A 19902-nucleotide genomic window follows, 5' to 3' on the forward strand; every position below is an offset into this window, starting at 1 on the left:
GTTTTTGCCGATGATTTCCCCGCTCGAAATGACGCTGTTCCTGCTGCTGGCATCCGTGGCGGGCGTGGTGATCTTTCGCTTTCTGAATCTTCCACCGATGCTCGGCTATCTGACGGTCGGCATCGTCGTCGGGCCGCATGCGTTCGGTTTGATTCCGGATTCGGCGGGCGCGCAGAACCTGGCTGAATTCGGCGTTGTGTTCCTGATGTTTTCCATCGGGCTGGAGTTTTCGCTTTCCAAATTGCGCTCCATGCGCCGGCTGGTGTTCGGCCTCGGGCTATTGCAGGTGATCGGTACGATTGCCGTGGCGGTTTCGCTCGGCTTCGTGCTGGAGCGCTGGGTGCACATCACCTGGCAGGCGAGCGTGGCGCTGGGCGGCGCGTTGGCGATGTCGTCGACGGCGATCGTCAGCAAGATGCTGGCCGAGCGGCTCGAGATCGAAACCGAGCACGGCCGCAACATCTTCGGCGTGCTGCTGTTCCAGGATCTGGCGGTGGTGCCGCTATTGATCGTCATCGCCGCGCTCGGCGGCGATTCGAAAGATCTCGTCAGCGCGCTCGGGGTGGCCGCGATCAAGATCGTCGTGGCGCTGGCCCTATTGTTGATCGTGGGGCAGCGCTTCATGACGCGCTGGTTCAACGTGGTGGCGCGCCGGCGTTCGCAGGAACTGTTCATCCTCAATCTGCTGCTGGTCACGCTCGGTGCGGCGTTCATCACGGACAAATTCGGTCTGTCGCTTGCGCTCGGCGCGTTCATCGCCGGCATGTTGATCGCCGAAACGCCTTACCGGCATCAGGTGGAAGAGGACATCAAGCCGTTTCGCGACGTGCTGCTGGGCCTCTTCTTCGTCACGACCGGCATGCTGCTGAATCCGCGCGTGATCTGGGAGCATCCGTTCATCGTGCTCGGCTTCCTGGTCGGCCCGATCCTGCTGAAGGCGGTGATGGTGACCGGACTTTCGCGCCTCTTCGGTGCGTCGCCGGGCGTCGCGATGCGCACCGGTATCGGCCTGGCGCAGGCCGGCGAGTTCGGCTTCGTGCTGCTGAATCTGATTCTCGACAAGCATCTCGTCGACGCCACCCTGTTGCAGGCGATTCTCGCGGCGATGTTGCTGTCGATGCTCGCCGCGCCGTTCCTGATCCAGAACGCGGATCGAATCGTGCTGCGGCTGTCGTCGACTGAATGGATGATGCAGTCCTTGCAGATGACGCGCATCGCGACACAGAGCCTGAAGCAAAGCGGCCACGTGATCATTTGCGGTTATGGCCGGGCGGGGCAGAATCTGGCGCGCATGCTGGAGCATGAAGGTCTGTCCTATGTCGCGCTGGACCTGGACCCCGATCGCGTGCAGGCGGCTGCGGCGGCGGGTGAGTCCGTGGTGTTCGGCGATGCGGGGCGGCGCGAATCGCTGCTGGCCGCCGGTATCCATCGCGCCGCGGCGATCGCCATTACCTACGCGAACACGCCGTCGGCATTGCGCGTGTTACACAATATTCACGAACTGGAGCCCACGCTGCCGGTGATCGTTCGTACCGTCGACGACGCCGATCTGGAGAAGCTGCTGGCCGCCGGCGCGACCGAAGTGATTCCGGAAATCGTCGAGGGCAGTCTGATGCTGGCCTCGCACACGCTGGTGCTGATGGGCGTGCCGATGCGGCGCGTGGTGCGGCGGGTCGAGGAAATGCGCGACGAGCGCTATGCGCTCCTGCGCGGCTATTTCCACGGCGCGGACGACATGGAAGACGAGGACGGCCACGAACAGGTGCGGCTACAATCGGTGCCGGTCGACGAAAACTCGGACGCCGTGGGCCGAACGCTGGCGGAATTGGGCCTGTTCGAACTGGGCGTCGAAGTGACGGCGATTCGCCGGCATGGCATTCGCGGCGTCGAGCCGGACCCGTCCACCAAGCTGCGCGCGAGCGACATCGTGGTGTTGCGGGGGCTGCCCGAACAGTTGGCCGAAGCCGAAGAGCTGCTCTCGAAGCATCGCCGCGCGGGCGCCGCCGCGGCCTAGCAGCGGGACCGGCGGGCGTGGCGTTGCTCTCGGCGTGGTTTCGTGAGGCCGATGTTGCCGGCCGCGCCTGGCCGGCAGCACTTGGCTGGCTGCACCTGGCGCCCGCACCTGATTTAGCCTTTCATCGGACCCATCGAGGTCCATCCGGAGACATCATGTCCAACGCGCTTGCGAGCGCGCCGCTCGATGCGGCCGACTACATCAAAAGCCACATCCGCACGGTGCCCGACTGGCCGCAGCCGGGTGTGCAGTTTCGCGACATCACGCCGCTCCTGCAGGAGCCGAAGTCGCTGCGCGTGCTGATCGATCTGTTCGTCCAGCGCTATATCGACGCGAAGCTCGATTACGTTGCCGGGCTGGACGCGCGTGGCTTCATCTTCGGGCCGATTCTGGCTTACGAGCTCAATCTCGGCTTCATTCCGATCCGCAAGCAGGGCAAGCTGCCGTACAAGCGGGTCGCGCAATCCTATGAGCTCGAATACGGCACCGCGACCGTCGAGATTCACGAGGACGCCTGCAAGCCGGGTGACCGCGTTGTGATCATCGACGATCTGATCGCCACCGGCGGCACGATGATGGCAGGCAAGATTCTGCTGGAGCGGCTCGGCGCGGTGGTGATGGAAGGGGCGGCGATTATCGATCTGCCTGACCTCGGCGGCTCGGCCCTATTGCGCCAAGCGGGCTTGCCGCTCTATACGGTGACTGAGTTCGGCGGCCATTGAGCGCTGAATGCCAACTTCTTCCTGCACACAAAGAAGGTAAGAAAGATGCCCAACTTCCTGTTGTTCCTCGCGACCTCGATCGCCATCACGATGGCGCCCGGCCCCGACAATCTGCAAGTGCTCGCGCGCGGCATCTCGCAAGGCCGCGCGGCGGGCCTCGTTGCCGCACTCGGCTTTGCCGCGGGCATCACGTTTCACACCACGTTGGCCGCGCTTGGTGTGGCCGCGTTGCTGCGTTCGTCGCCCGTTGCGTTTGAAGCGATCAAGCTGGCCGGCGCTGCTTATCTGGTCTGGATCGGCATCAAGGCGCTGCGCAGCCAGGGCCTCGCCACTGCGCACGAGCGTGCGCCGCAACCGTTGATGGCGGTGTTCCGTCAGAGCGTGCTCGGCAATCTGCTGAATCCGAAGGTGACGCTGTTCTTCGTCGTGTTCCTGCCGCAATTCGTGCAGCCGCACGGCACGCAAAGCGTCACGGTGCAGATGCTCGAACTCGGCGTGTTGTTCATGTTGCAGACCGTCGTGGTGTTTTCGCTGTTCGGCGTGTGCGCGGGGATGATCGGCGGCTGGCTGAAGCGTCGGCCGCGCGTGGGCGTGTGGCTTGACCGGCTCGCCGGCGCGACGTTCATCGCGATCGGGATTCGCGTTGCCTTGCGCGATTGACGCGAATGAATCGATTGGGACGGGTGTCGCGGCTCGAACCCACCGAGCGTGACCGCGGACCCGTTTGGAGCTTTAATTAAATGACTTTGCCTTGCATCACTGCCGCGCGCCGCTTCGACGTAGACGCCCATCTGCCGTTCTGGATCGGCGCCGAACAGATCGGGTGGATTCGCTCGACCGATGTCCCCTTGCTCGCGCGCTGGCCCGATGTGTTCGATATCAGCAGTGCTCGCGTGACGCTCGCGCCGGCCTTCAACACCGTCGATCTACGCAGTGCGGCGCTCGGTTCCGTGATCGGCGCACTTGCCGCCGAGGGCCGTATTCCTGGCTGGCGCAACGAGACTTACGCGATCCGCAATGCGTTCGATGCGCCGCCGCTTGCCTACATCGAACGCGCGGCGTCGCGCTTCTTCGGCACGATGACCTACGCGGTGCATCTGAACGGCGTCGTAGAATATGCGGATGGTGCCTTGCGGACGGCCACCCCGCGGATGGCCGCCCCGCAGCTATGGATCGCGCGCCGCAGCGACACCAAGGCCACCGACCCGGGCATGCTCGACAATGTCGTGGCAGGCGGGATCGGCTGGGGCTTCGGCATCGAGGCGACGATCATCAAGGAGTGCTGGGAAGAAGCCGGCATTCCGGAGGAGATCGCCGCACGCGCAACGGCCGGCCGCACCGCGCATGTGCTGCAATCGTTGCCGGAAGGCACGCAGGCCGAACAGATTTTTATCTACGACCTCGCGCTGCCCGCTGATTTCGCGCCGCGCAATCAGGACGGCGAAGTGGGTGAGCACCGGCTCGCACGCATCGACGAAGTGGCGCGCTGGATCGAGGAAGGCGCGATGACCGTGGATGCGAGTCTCGCCACGCTGGATTGCCTGTTGCGCCGCCGCTGGATCGATGAAGACGCGTGTGCGGGCATCGAGACGCTGTTTGCCCCGCCCGTGCTTGCGTGAGCGCCAGGCAGCCGGGCACGGGTGCGGCGAACGAGCCGGATCACGCCGTAGCACGCTGCATCGAATAAGACACACCGAACAAACTACGCACTGAAGAAGGGAGTCACCCAGGTCATGTCGACCGATCACAGCTTTATCCTCAAACTGTCGTGCGCCGACCGGCCCGGCATCGTCCATGCAGTTTCGGGCTTTCTGTTCGAGCGTGGCAGCAATATTCTCGACTCCGCGCAGTTCGGCGACAGCCGCACCGGCGAGTTCTTCATGCGCGTGCATTTCCAGCAGGTCGGCGGCGATCCGGGCCTGGACGTGCTGCGTACGTCGTTCGCCACGCTCGCCGAACAGTTCGGCATGCGCTGGGAAATGCACGATGCGTCGCTGAAGCCGCGCGTCGTCATCATGGTGTCGAAGATCGGCCATTGCCTGAACGACCTGCTGTTCCGCTATCGCACCGGTCAATTGGGCATCGAGATTCCAGCGATCATCTCGAACCACAAGGAGTTCTATCAGCTCGCGGCCAGCTACGACATTCCGTTCCATCACTTCCCGCTGATGGGCGGCACGCCCGACGCGAAGGCCGCGCAGGAAGCGCGCGTGCTCGAGGTGATCGACGAGCATCAAGCCGATCTGGTGGTGCTCGCGCGCTACATGCAGATTCTGTCGCCGAAGCTTTGCGAATCGCTCGCCGGCCGCGCGATCAATATTCACCATTCGTTCCTGCCGAGCTTCAAGGGCGCAAAGCCGTATTACCAGGCGTTCGATCGTGGCGTGAAGCTGATCGGCGCAACGGCACACTACGTGACGACGGATCTCGACGAAGGTCCGATCATCGAGCAGGGCGTGGAGCGGGTGGACCACAGCATGACGCCGGAGCAACTGACGGCGATTGGCCGCGATGTCGAATGCGTGACGCTCGCCCGTGCGGTGAAGTGGCATGCCGAGCATCGCGTCGTGTTGAACGGCAGCAAGACGGTGGTGTTTCGTTAAGCGTCGTTGATGCGCTTGCAGCGGGGTGGCCAAACCGTGGCCGCATGCCCTCGCTGCAAGCGCGCACCGAATGAGTGCGGTGCGCGCTCGTTGGATCAGGACCGTATCGCGGAGCCGCCCGCATCCTGTGCGAGCCGTGCGTTTTGCGCCGAACGGCGGCGCGCATTCAGTTTCTTCAACCAGATCAGCAGTCCTGTCGCGCTCAGCACGGCGACCATAATCCCCACCGCGCTAATCAGAATCCGCCCGCCGAGACCGAGGATACGTCCCGAGTGCAATGGGAATTGCACCTGCATGAAGATGTCGCCCGCCGTGCCTCTGCCGGGAATCTGTGCGCCGAGCAGCTTGCCGGTGGCCGCGTCCCAATACATCCACGGATTGCCGAGGCCGATATCGCCGTGATCGTTACCGGCTGCGTAGAAACCGACGCCGTAGGCGTGCAGGTATTCCGCGTAGTAGAGGCCGCCCGGCGGCACCTTCAGGTTCTGCGCTTTACCGGCCTGCACGGCCAGCTGCACGACGCGCTCACGGCTCAGCAACTGGTCGCCGGGTTGTGGTGCGCGCAGGATTTCGGGGTTGTTGACCGGATTGGGTGTGAGCGTCGAGAACAGCGACACGATTGGCCGAACGACCGGCGCCGAGAGATTCATCGATACCGACGTTAGCGCGACGATGACCAGCAAGCTCCAGATCCACACACCGCCCGACCGGTGCAGATCGAAGGTGAGCGCATAGCCGCCACGCCCCAACCGGAACGCGAACGACTTGCGCCATGCCTTGAGGCTCGGAAACGACAGCCATAGGGCGACCACGCTATCGAATAGCCACACGATCCCAACGATGCCCATCAACCACGTGCCGATATCGATACCGCCGGTGAACGGCAATTGCAGCGTGTAGTGCAGCTTGTAGATGAACGGAATCAGATTGAGCCGCGCGAGCGAAACGGCGCCCCATTCGCGCCGCCCCTGGATGCCGCCGGTGACGGGGTCGACGGCAATCTGGTTGAAGTCGAGCGGGTAAGGCTGCTGCGTGACGGGGTTGAGGCGCGGCAGCACCATCATCTGCAGCGTGTGACCGGGTTCGACGGCGAGCGGCAGATATGTCACCTGCAGGCGCGGATCAGCCGCTTCGACGCGACGTGCCAACTCGAGTCCCGATAGCGCCGGGCCGGCGGTGCGCGCTTTGAAGAACGACGGGTTCAGCGCCGCATCGAGTTCGTGGTCCCACGCGATGATCGCGCCTGTCAGGCCGGCGACGAATAGAAACAACGCAATGGCGACACCGAACCAGCGATGCAGGCGAACGAACTGCCGCCTCATAAGTCAGCCGGCGGAATGGAAAACGAGGGGAAACGGCGAGTCACGGTGCTGGCATGTAAATGGGAATTGTTCGCATCTTATGTGAATCGGGTGGCTTGCCGCAAGTTTTTAGTAAGCGGTCGGCGCCGCGTGGATCCGGCCTTCTGAAGACCGTTGGTGCAAAAAAAACGGCACCGAAGTGCCGTTTTTCGCCCGTCCGCCAAACCTGCGCCGCAGGCTGATTGGCGCTTACACCAGCCGCAGATAAATCAATTCCCGCTTGATGTACGCATAGAAGATCGGCGCCGCGATCACGCCGGGGAGACCGAATGCGGCCTCCATCACGAGCATCGCGATCAGCAGTTCCCAGGCGCGTGCCTCGATCTGACCGCCGACGATGCGTGCATTCAGGAAGTACTCCAGCTTGTGAATCAGGATCAGGAATACCAACGACATGACCGCCGCCGGAAAGCTCACCGAGAGCGCCACTGCGACGATGATCGTATTCGAGATCAGATTGCCGATCACCGGCAGCAAGCCGACGATGAACGTCACCAGCACCAGCGTTTTGGAGAGCGGCAGCGTGTCGTGAAAGATCGGCAGGACCACCAGCAGAAAGATGCCGGTGAAGATCGCATTGATCGCGGAAATCTTCACCTGAGCGAATACGATGCGGCGGAAGGCGTCGGCGAAACGGGTCACGCGCGTGACGAACGCCGTGGAGAGCGGCAGCCGTTGCATATGCTTCTGCGCCCCGACCGCGATGATCGCGCCGATGATCATGCCGATCAGGATGTGCGTGAAACCACGCGCCGCAGTCTTGCCGCTTTGCTGCAGCATGTTTGCGTGCGTCTGCATCAGCTCCGCCGCCTTGGTCTTCATCTGCTCGGTATCGACGGGCAGATAGTTGGCGACGAATTGCGGAATCCGGCCGCGCGCCTGGTCGATCAACTGCATCGCCTGGTCGAGCAGTTTCTGCACGCTCGGGAAGTCGTTTTCGAAATGCTCGATGATGCCGAGCGTCAGCCCGGTCAGCGCGCCGACTATCACTGTCGACAGAATCACCACCGCGAGCCAGCGCGCGCGCTGGCTCGACATATGCCGTTCGATGCGCGGCGCGATGGTGTGCACGAGTTGAAACACGAGCAGCCCGGCGAGCAAGGCGCCGAGCAGCTTTAGCTCGATGACCGCCCACATTCCGATCAGCATCAACGCGTAACTGCCGATTTCGACCGCCGAGAGATTCGGCAGGCTCATGTCGCTAGTCAGCCTGACCGGGCGTGGGCGTAGGTCCTGCACTTGCCCGTCGTCGCGCGCCTGATTCCGCTTGGCCATGGCTTATTCCGTCTCCAACCCGTGTTGTGCAGCGTTACTTTCTACTGGCAGTGCGTTTCAGCAGAGGCGCCAGATACTTACCGGTAAAACTTGCCTTCGACCTGGCAACCTGCTCCGGCGTGCCTTGCGCGATGATCTGACCGCCGCCGGCTCCGCCTTCGGGGCCGAGATCGATGACCCAGTCGGCGGTCTTTATTACATCGAGATTATGCTCGATGATCACGACGGTATTACCCTGGTCTCGCAAACGATGAATAACTTCCAGCAGCAGTGCGATGTCGTGAAAGTGCAGACCGGTGGTCGGCTCGTCGAGAATGTATAGCGTGCGACCGGTGTCGCGCTTGCTCAGTTCCAAAGAAAGTTTGACGCGCTGGGCCTCGCCGCCCGACAGGGTCGTGGCCGACTGGCCCAGCCGGATATAGCCGAGACCCACGTCCAGCAAGGTTTTCAGCTTGCGCGCGACGACCGGTACCGGCTTGAAGAACTCGTAGGCGCTCTCCACCGTCATGTCGAGAACTTCGCTGATGTTCTTGCCTTTGTACTGCACGTCGAGCGTTTCGCGGTTGTAGCGCTTGCCGTGGCAGACGTCGCAGGGCACGTACACGTCCGGCAAAAAGTGCATTTCCACCTTGAGCACGCCGTCGCCCTGGCAGGATTCGCAGCGGCCGCCCTTCACGTTGAACGAGAAGCGGCCCGCTTCGTAGCCGCGTTCTTTCGCCGACGGCACGCCCGCGAACAGTTCGCGGATCGGCGTGAAGAGGCCCGTGTAGGTGGCCGGATTCGAGCGCGGCGTGCGGCCGATCGGCGACTGGTCGACGTTGATGACCTTGTCGAAATGCTCCAGACCTTCGATCGATTCGTACGGCGCCGGCTCGGTGGACGAGCCATACAGGTGATGCGCCACCGCGTGGTACAGCGTGTCGTTGATCAGCGTGGACTTGCCCGAACCGGATACGCCGGTCACACAGGTCAGCAGGCCGACCGGCAGATCCAGCGAGACGTGCTGCAGATTGTTGCCGTACGCCTCGACGATGCGCAAACGCCGCTCGTCCGGTTCCTTGCGCTCGTCCGGGAATTCGATGTTGCGGGCGCCGGACATGTATTGCCCGGTCATCGATGCCGCGTTCGCCTCGACCTGCTTGGGCGTGCCTTCGGCGATCACCATGCCGCCGTGCTCGCCCGCGCCCGGCCCCATGTCGACCACGTAGTCGGCCATGCGAATCATGTCTTCATCGTGCTCGACGACGATCACCGAGTTGCCCAGGTCGCGCAAGTGCTTGAGCGTGGCGATCAGCCGGTCGTTGTCGCGCTGATGCAGACCGATCGACGGCTCGTCCAGCACGTACATCACGCCGGTCAAACCGGAGCCGATCTGCGAGGCGAGGCGAATCCGCTGCGCTTCGCCGCCCGACAGCGTTTCCGCGCTGCGCTCCAGCGACAGGTAATCGAGCCCGACGTTATTCAGGAACATCAGGCGCGCGACGATTTCCTTGACCACCTTATCGGCGATCTCGCGCTTCGAGCCTTCGAGCCGCAGCGTCTGGAAATAGCCGAGCGCGTCGCGCAACGGCCAGCCGCTGATTTCGAAGATGCCGCGCGCGTCGCTGTTCGAACCGATCCGCACGAAGCGCGCTTCGCGGCGCAGCCGCGTGCCGGCGCAAGCGGGGCAGGGCTGGTTGTTCTGATACTTGGCGAGTTCTTCGCGCACCGCGACCGAATCGGTCTCGCGGTAACGCCGCTCCAGATTCGGGATGATCCCTTCGAACACATGCTCGCGCACGGACGTGCGGCCGCGCTCGTTGATGTACGAGAACGGAATTTCCTGCTTGCCCGAACCGAACAGCAGAATCTTGCGGACTTTCTCCGGCAGGTCTTCGACTGCCGTGTCGATGTCGAACTCGTAGAACGCCGCGAGACTTTGCAGCATCTGGAAGTAGAACTGGTTACGCCGGTCCCAGCCCTTCACCGCGCCCGCCGCCAGCGACAGCGACGGATGCGCGACGACCCGCTTCGGATCGAAGAAGGTGATCTGGCCGAGGCCGTCGCATTCCGGGCACGCGCCCATCGGGTTGTTGAACGAGAAGAGGCGCGGCTCCAACTCCTGCAGCGAGTACGAACAGACCGGGCAGGCGAACTTCGAGCTGAACAGATGCTCCTTGTCCGTATCCATTTCCAGCGCGATCGCGCGGCCGTCGGCGAGACGCAGTGCCGTTTCGAACGATTCGGCGAGGCGCTGCTTCATATCGCCGCGCACTTTCAAACGGTCGACGACCACGTCGATGGTGTGCTTGTCGTTTTTCTTGAGCTTCGGCAGCGAGTCGACTTCATAGATTTTCGCGACGCCTTCGTTGGCGGTGCCGCCGCCCGAGCGGACGCGAAAACGGATGAAGCCCTGCGCCTGCATTTCCTCGAAGAGTTCGACGTGCTCGCCTTTGCGGTTCGCCACCACCGGCGCGAGGATCATCAGCCGGGTCTCTTCCGGCAAGGCGAGCGCCGCGTCGACCATTTGCGAGACGCTTTGCGCTTCCAGCGGAATTTCGTGGTCCGGACAGTACGGCGTGCCGACGCGGGCGAACAGCAGCCGCAGATAGTCGTGAATTTCGGTGACGGTGCCGACCGTGGAACGCGGATTGTGCGAGGTCGCCTTCTGTTCGATCGAGATCGCGGGCGACAGGCCCTCGATCAGATCGACGTCCGGCTTTTCCATCAATTGCAGGAACTGGCGGGCGTAGGCGGAGAGACTTTCCACGTAGCGCCGCTGTCCTTCCGCATAGAGCGTGTCGAACGCCAGCGACGATTTACCCGAGCCGGATAGGCCGGTAATCACGACGAGCTTGTGACGTGGGAGGTCGAGATTGACGTTCTTCAGGTTGTGGGTGCGAGCCCCACGGATACGGATTTGTTCCACGCGTTATTCCAAGACTTGGCCCGTGACCTGGCGGAAAGAGGAAGAGGCTAAACCTGCTACTATAACGACTTTTCAAGACCGCCGTTACGGCTTCCTGACAGCCCGAAGAAGGTGCGAGGCAAGCTGTAAGGCAGCGGTCCAGCGCTGCGGGAAAGAGGTCTAACTGGGGCCATTTTCCGCGAGTACAAGGCGCCGCGAGGCGCCGGACGAGCGTCTGGCAAGGCCGCCGGCCCGAACGCCGCGCCGTATGTTTGCCGCCCCGCTCATTCAAAGAACGCTCCCGATGTCCAATCCGTCCGCTACATCCTCACGCATGAGCGCGCCTGAAATGCGCGCGACCGTGTCGCTCGCCGCGATCTTCGCGCTGCGCATGCTCGGTCTCTTCATGATCATGCCGGTGTTCTCGATCTACGCGAAGACCATTCCCGGCGGCGACAACGTGCTGCTGGTGGGGATCGCGCTCGGTGCGTACGGCGTGACGCAGTCGATGCTGTACATCTTCTACGGCTGGATTTCCGACAAGGTCGGCCGCAAACCGGTCATTGCGACCGGGCTCCTGATTTTCGCGCTCGGCAGCTTCGTCGCGGCGGGCGCGCACGACATGACGTGGATCATCGTCGGCCGGGTGATTCAGGGCATGGGTGCGGTGTCGTCCGCGGTGATCGCGTTTATCGCCGACCTCACCGCCGAAGAGCATCGCACCAAGGCGATGGCGATGGTCGGCGGGAGTATCGGGGTTTCGTTCGCGGTGGCGATCGTCGGTGCGCCGATCGTGTTCCAGTGGGTCGGCATGAGCGGCTTGTTCACGCTGGTCGGCATTTTCTCGATTCTGGCGATCGGCCTCGTGCTGTGGGTCGTGCCGGATGCGCCCAAGCCTGTGCACGTGCGCGCGCCGTTCGCCGAGGTGCTGCATAACGTCGAACTGCTGCGCCTGAACTTCGGCGTGCTCGTGCTGCACGCCACGCAAACCGCGCTGTTCCTCGTCGTGCCGCGCATTCTCGAAGCCGGCGGCCTGCCGGTCGCGTCGCACTGGAAGGTGTATTTGCCGGTGATGGGCCTCTCCTTCGTGATGATGGTGCCGGCGATCATCGCCGCGGAAAAACGCGGAAAAATGAAAATCGTGCTGCTGTCCGCGATCGGTCTTATCCTGATCGGACAGTTGTTGTTGGGCGTCGCACCGCATACGATTCTGAGTGTGGCGGCGATCCTCTTTGTGTACTTTCTCGGCTTCAATATTCTCGAAGCGTCGCAGCCTTCGCTGGTGTCGAAACTGGCGCCGGGAACCCGCAAGGGCGCGGCGGCCGGCGTGTACAACACCACTCAGTCGATCGGTCTTGCGCTGGGCGGCGTGATCGGCGGCTGGCTGCTGAAAGTGGACGGTCAGAGCGCCGTTTTCTTTACATGCTCGGGCCTTGTTTTGTGCTGGCTTATAATCGCCGCACAGATGAAACAGCCGCCGCGCAAGGCGTAAAAAGGCTTACTCAGAACTCACCCGGCGGCGGGCAGAGGCGCAGTTCTGGTCTCCGGCCTGCCGGCCATGAGACGCGAACCGTGTGTTGCCGCGCCGCCCGTAACAGAATCAACAGGAGAAACTCATGGCATCCGTGAACAAGGTCATTCTCGTCGGCAATCTCGGAGCCGATCCGGAAGTCCGTTATCTTCCGAGCGGCGACGCACTGGCGAACATCCGCCTTGCGACAACGGATCGGTACAAGGACAAAGCGTCCGGCGAATTCAAGGAAGCAACCGAGTGGCACCGCGTGGTGTTCTTCGGCCGCCTCGCTGAAATCGTGTCCGAATATCTGAAGAAAGGCTCGTCGGTGTACCTCGAAGGGCGCATTCGCACGCGCAAGTGGCAGGCACAGGACGGCACCGACCGTTACTCGACGGAAATCGTCGCCGAGCAGATGCAAATGCTGGGTGGCCGTGGCGGCTCGGCGGGCGGCGGCGGTGGCGATGAAGGCGGTTACAGCCGCGGTGAGCCGTCGGAGCGTAGTGGCGGCGGTGGTGGCGGCCGTGCGGTTTCGGGTGGCGGTGCTTCGCGTGGCGGCAGCGGTGGTGGCGGTGGTGCGAGCCGTCCGAGCGCGCCGGCCGGCGGTGGGTTTGATGAGATGGATGACGATATTCCGTTCTGATCAACCCGCACGCGAATTAACCGATGCAAAAAACCCCGCTCAAAAGGCGGGGTTTTTATTTGCACCTGAGCATCTGCAAGACGGAAAGAAGTGCGTGTTGTACACACGCAGCGCAGATAACTCCACCGCCAAAACCAAAAACCGTCACCGCCTGAGGTGCTCCAGCGCATCTCTCATCGGCAAACTGGAAACGACAATCGGGCCGCTGAACGGCGTATCCAGATCGACGATCACGTAGATGGCAGACGCAATCGATACTGCCCCAAGCGAGATCGTCACCAGCGCCAACGCATTGCGCGGCGCGATTAACCCGAAGCTGAGAAAAATCACGCACAACCAGAACGTCAGCGTCATCAAAAAAGGCATGGAAATTGAGCTGTGCGCCTCCTCGATGATTTTCCATCGAGCATCCACAGTTCGCCGATATTGCGTCAAGGCGTCATCGAGCGCGCGCTGTTGTAACGGATCATGCGCCCGCAATTGCCGCAACTGCCTGCCCACCGCAGTCAGCATGTCGCCGAGTCGCACGTTCTCCAGCCTCTGCGAGTTGTCCTGCGTTCCGATGTTCCGCGGATAATCACCGGCAGGAGCCGGCTCGGCGGGCCAAGTCGATGCAATCGCGGCCGCGGTGTACATGCGCAGCAGGCGCCGGGCCTCATCGGTATCGCTGCCGTATTCCCGCAGGGTCGTGTCGAACTCGATCAGGTCAGCCGCATAGGTGCGCAAATCATTCGACTCGGTATCGAAGCTGGATTTCGCGGATGCCGTCATCAACCCGAGCACCAAAGCGGCAAACGTGACCAGCATGCCGATAACCAGCTGGATGAGTTGCACGGTTTCGTGCGCCTTGTGCTCCTCGGGCAGCAACGGTCGCACCCACACGCCCAGGCCGGTTCCGATCAGCAATAAAGCGAAAACCAGTAGAGCCGAGCCTATTTCTGACATAGAAATGCTCCGGGGACGCGTGCCTCGTCACTTTCCACCAACCGCTGCTTGCCGACCACCCGGGTAGTCCCGCAAATGCCCCTGCTTGAACATCGGCTGACTTCCGCTCGGATATTGATGTATCGCAAACGTATGCGCCATCAACCATAAAGTTTTCCGCAACGCCGCCGTAGACCATTTATGTGGCGTTCGCTTAAATTTTGAACAAAAGTTGCGGACCTGGCCGTATGGGCTTGGGCGCAGCACGCGTGGCCGAGGCTCGCTTTCTGAACGGTCGGTCAGGCAGCCCAATGGAGACCAGCCCGATGCTGAAAAAACTGTCGATTCGAACCTCCCTCACCTTGATGATTGTGTTCTTCGGAGTGGTGCTGCTGTTCGGCGCCGCCGCCGGACTGCTGTCGTTGCGTTCGAGCAACGCGTCGCTGCAGCAGATGTACACCGTGGACACGCCCGCAGTCGCCGACCTCGAAGGTAGCGCCGGACAGCTGCTGCGTTTGCGTCTGGCGCTGGCGACCTACGCATCGTTGGTCGACCTGAACGATCAGGACGGTGCGAACGCGGTGCTCAAGCGATTTGATCAGTACCAGCAAGCATCGAACGATCGCCTTGCCCATTATGTGAGCCGCGCAAGCACGGATGCCGACGAACAGCGCCTGATCAAGGACATGCAGGACAAGCGCGACACCTTCCTGCACGAGGGCGTCGATCCGGCGCTGGCCGCGCTCAAGTCCGGCGACAAGACCGCATTTGAGCAATTGCAGGCGCACAAGCTGCCGTCGCTCTATAGCGCGTACGAAAAGGCGATGCTGACGCTCGAGCAACTGCAACTCGATCACGGCGCCCAGCGCTATCAGGACGCACAGGACCTGTTCTACGCGATCTGCGTTGCGGTGGCGATCGGCATGGGGTTGTCGCTGGTGGGCGCATGGATCGGCCGAGCGGTGATGGTGCGCGCGATTGTCAGTCCGGTCGACGCCACCATCGCGCAGTTCCAGCGGATTGCCAATGGCGATCTGACCAGCCCGATCGACGTGACGAGCAATAACGAAATGGGTCGTCTCGCGGCGGCCTTGCGCAAGATGCAGGACTCACTAATCGAGACGGTGAACGCTGTGCGTCACGGTACGGAATCCATCGACACCGGCGTGAGCGAGATTGCGGCGGGCAATACGGATCTGTCGCAACGTACCGAGGAGCAGGCTGCGTCGCTCGAAGAAACGGCGGCCAGCATCGAGGAACTGACCTCGACCGTCAAACAGACGGCGGACAATGCGAAGCAGGCGAGCTCGCTGGCGCAGGGTGCATCGAGCCTCGCTGCACAGGGTGGCGATCTGACGGAGCAGGTAGTGGGCACGATGCATGGCATCGTCGACGACTCGCGGCGGATTGCCGACATTGTCGGCGTGATCGAAGGGATCGCTTTCCAGACCAATATTCTGGCGCTGAACGCGGCGGTCGAGGCGGCGCGCGCCGGCGAGCAGGGGCGTGGGTTTGCGGTGGTGGCGAGCGAAGTGCGGTCGCTGGCGCAGCGAAGCGCGGCGGCGGCGAAGGAGATCAAGGGCTTGATCGATGCTTCGACGGCGCGGGTGGAGGCGGGGTCGCAGTTGGTCGAGCGCTCGGGGTCGACGATGACCGAGATTGTCGGGGCGATTTCTCGTGTGAGTTCGATCATGGGTGAGATCGCGGCTGCGGCGCTTGAGCAGAGCACCGGAATCGATCAGGTAAACCTGGCAGTCGCGCAGATGGATGAGGTGACGCAGCAGAATGCCGCGCTGGTTGAGCAGGCTGCTGCGGCGGCTAGTTCGCTGGAGGACCAGGCTCGCAGGTTGACTTCGGCGGTGGCTGTGTTTCAGACGGAGAGTGGGGCTTCTTCTTTTGCCGGGCGGCGCGGCAGTTCTGCCGCTGCGCCGGGGAAGGCTAATGCGCGTGAAGTTGTAGCGGCTTGATGCGGAGTTGCATTCGCGGCGCTTATTGCCGGTGTTTTAAAGCAGACCGTGCATTACGCGCGCCGGGCCAAATGTAAAGATTAGTTATAATTTGCGCATTTAGCTTGTTTGGTTGATCGTCTTAAAAAATAGGTGCGTTAGATTGTTCCTGCCGTTAGACAAAACGGCGCGGGTTTGACAGCCCGTAGTAACGAAACGCACTACCTGCGAAAGTGGGTAGTGCCCTTCAACACGCGCGCCTTTTCTATGGGCGGGCCGTAGTGAGGGGGCCGCAAGGCCCGCTGGTTTCGTTTCGTTACCCAGTCTGTCAACCTCGCTACGTGCCCGCTCACCATCTTTTAGCGAGTGTCGGGCGATTCAGGAACGAACCGGAAATCGCACCATGAGCAAATCCACCAACAAACCCCAAGCAACCTCACGCGCGCCCGTTGACGCGCTTCAATACGAGAAACTCGCGCTTTCAGCTTTCGATTTGTGCAACCGGCAGTTGGATCAACTTGAGAGACTGGTTATGCTGGCGGCTTCGATACGTAGGACTCCCTGCATGACAAGAGACGAACGGCAAAGCCAACAGGCGTTGCTGGAACTGCTTGTCGAAACCGGCGAAGGATACGAGCGCGAAATCGAATGCGACCGCGAACTGTACCGGGTGATCGCGCTCGATGCGAAGGACGTGCCTCACAGCCGCATCACCGCCAAACGCGCAGCGAGCCTTCTCTCTGAGGCCGTGCGGAAGAAATCGGATGACAAGCTGAACGCGAAATCCGCGGATACCACGCGACCCAAGCCGATGCGCACAAAAGTCGTGTCGCAAGCAGAAGCGGGCGCACAGGCCGCTGCCGTTGCACATTAGCAGGCGCTAGCGGCCACCACGCAGGAGCAGTGAAAAAGGCGCGAGCTGCGCGTAAGACATCGAGCAGGAGAATGGCCCGCTGAGTGCGGGCCTTCTGACGCGTCATTCGCTGTTGAGCACCGCGAAGGCCGAACCAGGCTCAAGCGCTTACTGCATGGCCGCGTAATACTTAGCCACGCCATCAATCTCACTAGCGGTCATCTGCCGGGCCACATTCCGCATCTGCTCATTGATATCGTTATGCCGGGCACCGGTAGCAAACGCCCGCATCTGCGCAACGAAATAAATGGACGACTGCCCACCAAGCCAGGGCGCCGCGCCCTTACGATCCAACTGTCCGTGACAGGCAGCACAAGGCGCAATATTCCGCTGCGGATCGCCTTGCATCGCAAGCTTCACCGCATTGGCATCCGGCTCGACGCCTCTAGGCAAAACCTCCGCCGCCGGCGCACGTGGCAGCGAAGCATAATAAGCCGCCAGATCATGCAGATCCTGATCGCTGCGCGCCGCAATAATAGGCTGCATGATCGCGTTCGGCCGCACGCCGTTCTGATAATCGCGCAATTCTTTATAGACCACGTCGGCATATTGTCCCGCCAACGCAGGCGCCGTCACTTGCACGGTGCCCAGCACGCCATGACACATCGAACAATTCTGCGTCGCGATCGTCGCGCCGCGGCCAATCGAGCTCGCGTCGGTTCGCACCCGCCACAAAGGCGGCAAGACCACGACCTCGCTCGGCGCCGGGCCGGCAATATTGGCGCCGGCGTACCAGCTCGACGGCACGCCGGCGGCGCTGCAAATCGTCGCCCATAAGCCGCGCTCGCTAAATCCGCTGTTCGCCGATGGCAGCCAGACGAAGCCGATCAATATCGATACGACGGCAATCGCAATCGTGCCGCCCAGGCTCACCGTGAACCACGGGTTGCGCAAGCTGAAGACGCGTTCCTGACTCATCGCTGCGCTCCGACGACAACTGCCGGCACCGACGTCTGCGGCAATCTGAGCAACTGAACGATCGGCACACTGTAGTTGACGACCGTCAGCCCGATCATCAACGCCACCCACAAGCCGAAACTATTGAGCGCGGCCGGTACGCGTTCCACCGGTTGCACCGCGCTCGCGAAGCGGAAACTCTGTTGCTGGACGCGCGGTCCGAATTGAGACTTCGCGAGGATGTAAATGAACAGCACGCCGGATACAACCAGAATCAGTCCGCCCACCGCCGACATTCCAACCCAGAACGCCTGCGATTCCATTCCCGGCATGTTGTAGTCGTAATACGCCATGCGGCGCGGCGCACCGAGCAAGCCGACGTAGTGCCAGGGCAGCGTCACCACCATCATGCCGATGAACCACAGCCACAGTTGCGTACGCACCAGCTTCACCGACGCAATCGCGCGGCCGGTCAGTTGCGGCCACAGTTCGTACGCGATCGCGAAGTACATGATGACAATCGCGCCGCCGAAAATCAGATGGAAGTGCCCGGTCACCCACTGCGTGTTGTGCACCGTCGAGTTCAACTGGTAGCTCATGTTGATCAGGCCGCCCGCACCGCCGAGCCCCAGCATCACGAACGAAAACGCGATCACCAGCATCATCGGGTTCTGCCACGGCAACGCGGTCAACCAGCCGAACGCACCCTTGCCGCCGCGCAACCGTCCGGCGATTTCAACCGACGCGCAAATGGTGAACACCGTCAACAACGTCGGCACCGAGACCATGCCGGTGAACACCGCATGCAGGAACTTGAAGCCCGAGCCGACCTGCGGATCGGCGAACAGGTGATGAATGCCGATCGGCATCGCGAACACAAGGAACAGAATGAACGACACGCGCGCCATCGAATCGCTATACAGCCGTCCGCCGATCGCTCGCGGCACCAGCGTGTAGTACGCGATGTAAGCCGGAATCAGCCAGAAATAGACAATCGCGTGCAGCGTCCACGAGAACAGGATGCGCGAGAGGCCGGCGTCGATCGTGTTGGTTAGGCCGAAGGCAACCGGCAATATCTGGAACAGGATTTCGAGCGCCGCGCCGATCGCGGTCCACGCCCACAGATACGCGCCGGCCACGTTGGCGAACATCGCAAGCGGTATCGGCTTGCCGGGATTGGCACGCTTCCAGACGCGCAGATTCACGTGCATCAGCGCGACCCAGATCCACGAGCCGACCACGACCAGCACCACCCCGAGGTAATAGAACGGACTGCCGATCATCGGTGGATAGAAGGTGAAGAGCACCGAGGCCTGGCCGAGCGCGACGGGGACCATCGCCATCACCGCGCCGACCGCCAGCATGATGAACGCGGCCCAGGCCCACTTGAGACCGACGAGCCGCTGCGCGAGCGCGAGTTCGACGATCGCGTAACCGAAGCCCATCGACACCAGGGTGGGCAGCACGTAAGCCATCACCGAGCCATGCGCGGTCACCGATCGATAGTAAAGCTCCGGGTCGCCGACCCAAGGCACCAGCGGGCTGCGTACCAGCATCTGCCACGCGCCGAGCAGCAGCGCGACCAGAAACGCAATGAAGGCCAGCCAGAAATGCGCGAGAACGAGTCGCTTAGCGAGAAACACAGCTGAGCCTCCGTGATTGTCGGGCCTGCTCGAAGAACGCGGCTTTGTCGATGACCTTGACGTGCGCCCACATGGTCTGATGGCCGAAGCCGCAGAATTCGTGACACGGCATGGTGTGATCGGCGGTTTTGTCGAAGCGTGTGTTCAGCGTGGCGACATAGCCGGGCACGACCATCGTGTTGATGTTGGTGTCGGTGACGAGCAGGCCGTGCACGACATCGGCGCTGGTGGTGCGGATCGTGATCGGCGTGTCGGCAGGTACCAGCAGGCATTGCGGCGTGAACGAATACTGCTGCGCGATGAAACGCACGACCACCGAGCCATCTGGTTCGACGGCGCTGCCGAGGTTGTCTTCGACGAATTCGCCGGACAGTTGCAGGCGCGAAGGATCGATCGTCTCGACCCGCGACGGCGGCATCATCGCCCAATGCAAGCCCGAGAACACGATGACGACAAGCATCAGCACGATCAGCGCGGTGGCGAAAATCGCCCAGCGGCGCTCGGCGCGTAAGGCGACTTCGTGGCCGCTGCCCGGTTGGTGATTGGAATCGGTCGACATAG

Annotated in this window: 16 protein-coding genes; 9 read left to right on the forward strand and 7 right to left on the reverse strand. The window is 62.2% G+C overall.

The features are described from left to right. The first annotated feature begins 10 nt into the window (after positions 1-10). The 5 genes from DSC91_RS27800 (at position 11) to purU (ending at position 5339) form a co-directional block, all read left to right on the forward strand. Positions 11-2014 (forward strand): monovalent cation:proton antiporter family protein, encoded by a 2004-nt coding sequence (locus DSC91_RS27800; RefSeq protein ID WP_115781790.1) that lies wholly within the window; start codon positions 11-13, stop codon positions 2012-2014. A gap of 155 nt (positions 2015-2169) precedes the next feature. Then, entirely contained in the window at positions 2170-2736 is a 567-nt protein-coding gene (locus DSC91_RS27805) for an adenine phosphoribosyltransferase (protein WP_115781791.1), read from the forward strand. 45 nt (positions 2737-2781) lie between these two features. Beyond that, entirely contained in the window at positions 2782-3396 is a 615-nt protein-coding gene (locus tag DSC91_RS27810; RefSeq protein ID WP_115781792.1) for a LysE family translocator, read from the forward strand. 80 nt (positions 3397-3476) lie between these two features. Further along, the gene (locus DSC91_RS27815; protein ID WP_115781793.1) at positions 3477-4355 is read left to right on the forward strand and encodes an NUDIX hydrolase; all 879 of its coding nucleotides are present in this window, start codon (positions 3477-3479) and stop codon (positions 4353-4355) included. Between the two features lie 114 nt (positions 4356-4469). Next, complete coding sequence (gene purU, locus DSC91_RS27820) at positions 4470-5339, forward strand: formyltetrahydrofolate deformylase (protein WP_115781794.1); 870 nt, start codon at positions 4470-4472, stop codon at positions 5337-5339. A gap of 95 nt (positions 5340-5434) precedes the next feature. On the opposite strand, the gene DSC91_RS27825 is transcribed toward purU, so the two are convergent. The 3 genes from DSC91_RS27825 to uvrA all read right to left on the reverse strand — a co-directional run bounded on the left by DSC91_RS27825 (position 5435) and on the right by uvrA (position 10883). Continuing rightward, positions 5435-6661: a PepSY-associated TM helix domain-containing protein gene (locus DSC91_RS27825; protein ID WP_115781795.1), complete on the reverse strand. Its 1227-nt coding sequence runs from the start codon at positions 6659-6661 to the stop codon at positions 5435-5437. A gap of 228 nt (positions 6662-6889) precedes the next feature. Beyond that, positions 6890-7975 carry an AI-2E family transporter gene (locus tag DSC91_RS27830; RefSeq protein ID WP_115781796.1) on the reverse strand — a complete coding sequence of 362 codons (1086 nt, stop codon included), beginning with the start codon at positions 7973-7975 and terminating at the stop codon, positions 6890-6892. A gap of 34 nt (positions 7976-8009) precedes the next feature. Continuing rightward, positions 8010-10883 carry an excinuclease ABC subunit UvrA gene (uvrA, locus tag DSC91_RS27835; RefSeq protein WP_115781797.1) on the reverse strand — a complete coding sequence of 958 codons (2874 nt, stop codon included), beginning with the start codon at positions 10881-10883 and terminating at the stop codon, positions 8010-8012. A gap of 283 nt (positions 10884-11166) precedes the next feature. On the opposite strand from uvrA, the gene DSC91_RS27840 reads away from it, so the two are divergent. Together DSC91_RS27840 and DSC91_RS27845 are read left to right on the forward strand one after the other, a co-directional pair. Continuing rightward, complete coding sequence (locus DSC91_RS27840) at positions 11167-12354, forward strand: MFS transporter (RefSeq protein WP_167470523.1); 1188 nt, start codon at positions 11167-11169, stop codon at positions 12352-12354. Positions 12355-12478: 124 nt separating this feature from the next. After that, positions 12479-13018 (forward strand): single-stranded DNA-binding protein, encoded by a 540-nt coding sequence (locus DSC91_RS27845; RefSeq protein ID WP_115781799.1) that lies wholly within the window; start codon positions 12479-12481, stop codon positions 13016-13018. A gap of 144 nt (positions 13019-13162) precedes the next feature. On the opposite strand, the gene DSC91_RS27850 is transcribed toward DSC91_RS27845, so the two are convergent. Next, positions 13163-13963, reverse strand: a complete 801-nt coding sequence (locus tag DSC91_RS27850) for a bestrophin-like domain (RefSeq protein ID WP_115781800.1) — start codon at positions 13961-13963, stop codon at positions 13163-13165. Between the two features lie 305 nt (positions 13964-14268). Between DSC91_RS27850 and DSC91_RS27855 the strand changes: the two genes are divergently transcribed. Both DSC91_RS27855 and DSC91_RS27860 read left to right on the forward strand, forming a co-directional pair. Beyond that, on the forward strand, positions 14269-15909 hold the full coding sequence (locus DSC91_RS27855) for a methyl-accepting chemotaxis protein (protein WP_115781801.1): 1641 nt from the start codon (positions 14269-14271) through the stop codon (positions 15907-15909). 382 nt (positions 15910-16291) lie between these two features. Next, complete coding sequence (locus DSC91_RS27860) at positions 16292-16762, forward strand: hypothetical protein (protein WP_115781802.1); 471 nt, start codon at positions 16292-16294, stop codon at positions 16760-16762. A gap of 147 nt (positions 16763-16909) precedes the next feature. Here the strand turns inward: DSC91_RS27860 and DSC91_RS27865 are convergent, their stop codons facing one another. The 3 genes from DSC91_RS27865 to DSC91_RS27875 are packed head-to-tail and all read right to left on the reverse strand — an operon-like array spanning position 16910 to position 19900. Then, positions 16910-17719 carry a c-type cytochrome gene (locus DSC91_RS27865; RefSeq protein ID WP_115781803.1) on the reverse strand — a complete coding sequence of 270 codons (810 nt, stop codon included), beginning with the start codon at positions 17717-17719 and terminating at the stop codon, positions 16910-16912. Beyond that, positions 17716-19341, reverse strand: coding sequence for a b(o/a)3-type cytochrome-c oxidase subunit 1 (locus DSC91_RS27870; RefSeq protein WP_115781804.1), 1626 nt, complete (start codon positions 19339-19341; stop codon positions 17716-17718). Before DSC91_RS27870 ends, DSC91_RS27865 begins: the two co-directional genes overlap by 4 nt. Continuing rightward, a complete protein-coding gene (locus DSC91_RS27875) occupies positions 19328-19900 on the reverse strand; it encodes a cupredoxin domain-containing protein (protein WP_115781805.1) in 573 nt (190 codons plus the stop codon). The genes DSC91_RS27870 and DSC91_RS27875 overlap by 14 nt, the downstream gene beginning before the upstream one ends. Between the last annotated feature and the right edge of the window lie 2 nt (positions 19901-19902).

The organism is Paraburkholderia caffeinilytica (assembly GCF_003368325.1).
Classification (GTDB): domain Bacteria; phylum Pseudomonadota; class Gammaproteobacteria; order Burkholderiales; family Burkholderiaceae; genus Paraburkholderia; species Paraburkholderia caffeinilytica.

Coding starts and splice junctions, on each gene's coding strand:
- DSC91_RS27840 (WP_167470523.1), top strand. CDS start 11,167: ATGTCCAATCCGTCCGCTACATCCTCACGCATGAGCGCGCCTGAAATG.
- DSC91_RS27815 (WP_115781793.1), top strand. CDS start 3,477: ATGACTTTGCCTTGCATCACTGCCGCGCGCCGCTTCGACGTAGACGCC.
- DSC91_RS27800 (WP_115781790.1), top strand. CDS start 11: ATGATTTCCCCGCTCGAAATGACGCTGTTCCTGCTGCTGGCATCCGTG.
- DSC91_RS27825 (WP_115781795.1), bottom strand. CDS start 6,661: ATGAGGCGGCAGTTCGTTCGCCTGCATCGCTGGTTCGGTGTCGCCATT.
- DSC91_RS27855 (WP_115781801.1), top strand. CDS start 14,269: ATGCTGAAAAAACTGTCGATTCGAACCTCCCTCACCTTGATGATTGTG.
- purU (WP_115781794.1), top strand. CDS start 4,470: ATGTCGACCGATCACAGCTTTATCCTCAAACTGTCGTGCGCCGACCGG.
- DSC91_RS27875 (WP_115781805.1), bottom strand. CDS start 19,900: ATGTCGACCGATTCCAATCACCAACCGGGCAGCGGCCACGAAGTCGCC.
- DSC91_RS27830 (WP_115781796.1), bottom strand. CDS start 7,975: ATGGCCAAGCGGAATCAGGCGCGCGACGACGGGCAAGTGCAGGACCTA.
- DSC91_RS27850 (WP_115781800.1), bottom strand. CDS start 13,963: ATGTCAGAAATAGGCTCGGCTCTACTGGTTTTCGCTTTATTGCTGATC.
- DSC91_RS27810 (WP_115781792.1), top strand. CDS start 2,782: ATGCCCAACTTCCTGTTGTTCCTCGCGACCTCGATCGCCATCACGATG.
- DSC91_RS27845 (WP_115781799.1), top strand. CDS start 12,479: ATGGCATCCGTGAACAAGGTCATTCTCGTCGGCAATCTCGGAGCCGAT.
- DSC91_RS27860 (WP_115781802.1), top strand. CDS start 16,292: ATGAGCAAATCCACCAACAAACCCCAAGCAACCTCACGCGCGCCCGTT.
- DSC91_RS27865 (WP_115781803.1), bottom strand. CDS start 17,719: ATGAGTCAGGAACGCGTCTTCAGCTTGCGCAACCCGTGGTTCACGGTG.
- DSC91_RS27805 (WP_115781791.1), top strand. CDS start 2,170: ATGTCCAACGCGCTTGCGAGCGCGCCGCTCGATGCGGCCGACTACATC.